The organism is Anoxynatronum sibiricum, from assembly GCF_039414295.1.
Lineage (GTDB): Bacteria > Bacillota > Clostridia > Peptostreptococcales > Tindalliaceae > Anoxynatronum > Anoxynatronum sibiricum.
This window is the reverse complement of record NZ_JBCITM010000080.1, coordinates 1-270: the sequence shown is the minus strand read 5'-3', so window position 1 is coordinate 270 and position 270 is coordinate 1. Positions and strand designations below refer to the sequence as shown.

Sequence of the window (270 nt, the reverse complement as noted above, 5' to 3'; positions counted from 1 at the left end):
AGGGTTTGTCCACGTCTCGCTCTGGCTGGGGAATATACTCGTCGATGCCTTCAAACATTTCAACGATTTTATCTGCCCATTCGCTGTCCGGATCTTCCAGTGCTTTTAATGCGCTGCCTTTGAAGATGGGGGTGTCGTCACCAGGGAACTCGTATGCACTCAGCAGGTCGCGGATTTCCAGCTCCACCAGTTCCAGCAGTTCTTCGTCATCCACCATGTCGCATTTGTTCATGAAAACGACGATGTAGGGTACGCCTACCTGTCTGGACA

General features: G+C 51.5%; 1 protein-coding gene. It reads right to left on the bottom strand.

The genetic code is table 11. The features are described from left to right. A partial coding sequence (locus tag AAIG11_RS18045; protein WP_343187565.1) for a GTP-binding protein occupies window positions 1–270 on the bottom strand: 270 nt, incomplete at both ends.